Below are 2,506 nucleotides of genomic sequence, written 5' to 3' on the forward strand. Positions count from 1 at the left end.
GTAAGCGGTCGCAGAACAGCACGGTCAGCTTAGCTTGACGGCTTGAAGTTCCACGGCAGCAGGTCGTCGAGGCGGCTTTGAGGGTGGCCGTTGGCAATCGCGGTCAAGGTGGCCCTTAGATATTCGAAGGGCTCGACGCCGTTGATTTTGCAGGTCTCGATGAGGGACGCGATGCGGCCCCATGCGACACCGCCTTCGTCGTGACCGGCGAAGAGGGCGTTCTTGCGATTAAGGGCGATGGGTCGGATCAGGTTTTCGACCCTGTTGGAGTCGATCTCGACGCGGCCGTCGGTCAGGAAGGTCTGCAAGCCGTCCCATTGGTTATGGATGTAGGTCAGCTTTTCGCCCAGCCGGGATTTGGCGGAGATTTTCCGACGCTGTGCCTGAAGCCATTCGCCGAAGGCTGCCACCAGCGGCACAGTGCGAGCCTGACGGGCGGACAGGCGTTGGCCGGGCGAGATGCCGCGGATGTCGGCCTCGACGGCATAGATTTCGGCGATCTGACGCAGGCCCTCGGCGGCAATCTCCGAGCCATCGCGGTCGAAGACCTCCTTCAGCTTGCGCCTGGCATGCGCCCAGCAATGGGCCACCCGAATGGGGACGCCGCCTTTGCGCAAGGGTTTGGTCAGCCGGTTGTAGCCAGTGTATCCATCGACTTGCAGGATACCGTCGAAGCCGGTCAGGAAGGTTTCTGCATGTTCGCCCGCACGGCCGGGAGCATAGAAGTAGACCACGCCGGGCGGATCCTCGCCGCCCCAGGGGCGGTCATCGCGGGCGAGCGCCCAGAGATATCCGGTCTTGGTCGTCCCGCGCCCCGGGTCCAGCACCGGGGCGGTAGTTTCGTCCATGAACAGCTTGCCGGATCGTTTCAGATGCTCGGCCAACCGGTCCACCACCGGTTTCAGATGGAACGCCGCCTTGCCGACCCAGTCGGCCAGCACCGCGCGGTGCAGATCAAGGCCCGCCCGCGCCAGGATCTGGCTTTGCCGGTATAATGGCAGATGATCTGCATATTTGCTGACCAGCACATGGGCGAGCGTGGCCTCGGTCGGCAGCCCGCCAGCGATCAGATGCGAGGGTGCCGGGGCCTGCGTCACCCCGTCTGTGCAGGTCCGGCAAGCATATTTCGGGCGCACAGTGACGATGACGCGCAGTTGCGCTGGCACGATGTCCAGGCGCTCCGAGCGATCTTCCCCGATCTTGTGCATGACACCGCAGCCGCAGGGGCAAATCAGGCTGTCAGGCTCGATGATTTCCTCAATGCGCGGCAATGCAGCCGGCAGATTGCCGATGGTGCGCTTTGGCGCGGGCCTGGTTGCCCCGCCGCCCCCTTTGGCGGAACGGGTTTCTTTCTCGGTCTCGACCTCGGCCAGCGCGATGGACAAGTCTTCGAAGGCCAGCTGCCGCTCGTCCTCGGACAGCTTTTCCGACCGTTTGCCATGCAGGGCATGGTTCAGTTCGGCGATCAGATGCTCTTGCCGCCGGGTGATGTCCGTCAGCACTGCCACCTGATCCATCAACGCCAAAACCGCCGCGCGTTGCGCGGCAGGAATGGCGGAAAGGTCAAGGATGGGGGCAGCCTGCATGGGCTGGATCTATCACAAACCTCCAGTAAAAACACGCAAAATCAAGCTGATGATTCATTCTGCCGCAGCCGGTGGACGGGTCTCCAGCGCCTTTACCCGGCGCCAGTCGAGACCGGAAAACAGCGCCTCGAACTGGGCATGGTTCAGCGCCATCACCCCGTCCTTGATGGCAGGCCAGGTAAAGGTCGCATCCTCCAGCCGCTTATAGGCCATCACCAGACCCGTGCCGTCCCAATACAAGAGCTTCAACCTGTCCGCCCGGCGCGAGCGGAACACAAAGACCGTGCCGGTAAACGGATCCTTGCGCAGCACCGATGACACCAGCGCCGCCAAACCATCATGGCCCTTCCTGAAGTCGACGGGCTGTGTCGAGACCAGAACCCGCACACGATTGGAGGGAAACATCATGACCGCAATCCGATCGCCAGCATGATCTCGGCAATGCGTGCGGCAGGCGTGGCGCCATCCAGCCGGATGGTCATCTGGCCTACAGCAATCTCGATGGCTCCAGTATCTGGCGCTTCGGACTTGCCCGACGGACCTGAAAGAACCGGAACAGGGGCGGAAAGGCCCCGGTCAGGCAGCACGATCGGCGCAAAACAAAAGCCGTCATCCGCGTCTGCAGGCAAAACCAACCGGCCATCCCGCGCCCAACCGCGCCATTCCGACAGATGGTTCGCCCGAAGCCCATACCGCGCCGCGACCGCGTTCACCGTCGCCCCCGGCTTCAGGCTCTCGGCCACGATCCGCGCCTTGATTTCATCCGGCCAGCGACGCTGCCCGTTCGGCCGGATGTCCACCCCATAGTCCCTGAGAAACTCCACCGTAGTCGCCATCGCGAAACTCCCGCCCAATCTCCATCAGGCGCGAAATCTCAGGTCACGTGAAAATGCGGAAGGTGGGGCACAGGCGACGCTTAC

At 63.0% G+C, this 2,506-nt stretch carries 3 protein-coding genes; all 3 read right to left on the minus strand.

Annotated elements, in window-relative coordinates; all coding sequences use genetic code 11:
* Window positions 1-29 precede the first annotated feature (29 nt).
* The 3 genes from FNJ84_RS21655 to FNJ84_RS21665 all read right to left on the minus strand — a co-directional run bounded on the left by FNJ84_RS21655 (window position 30) and on the right by FNJ84_RS21665 (window position 2,422).
* Window positions 30-1,517: an IS66 family transposase gene (locus FNJ84_RS21655; RefSeq protein ID WP_370454615.1), complete on the minus strand. Its 1,488-nt coding sequence runs from the start codon at window positions 1,515-1,517 to the stop codon at window positions 30-32.
* 123 nt (window positions 1,518-1,640) lie between these two features.
* Window positions 1,641-1,994 (minus strand): IS66 family insertion sequence element accessory protein TnpB, encoded by a 354-nt coding sequence (tnpB, locus tag FNJ84_RS21660; RefSeq protein WP_143795266.1) that lies wholly within the window; start codon window positions 1,992-1,994, stop codon window positions 1,641-1,643.
* Entirely contained in the window at window positions 1,991-2,422 is a 432-nt protein-coding gene (locus FNJ84_RS21665) for a transposase (protein WP_143795267.1), read from the minus strand. Before FNJ84_RS21665 ends, tnpB begins: the two co-directional genes overlap by 4 nt.
* Window positions 2,423-2,506: the final 84 nt, after the last annotated feature.

Origin of the sequence: Paracoccus sp. M683, assembly GCF_007096355.1 — a bacterium.
GTDB lineage: Bacteria > Pseudomonadota > Alphaproteobacteria > Rhodobacterales > Rhodobacteraceae > Paracoccus.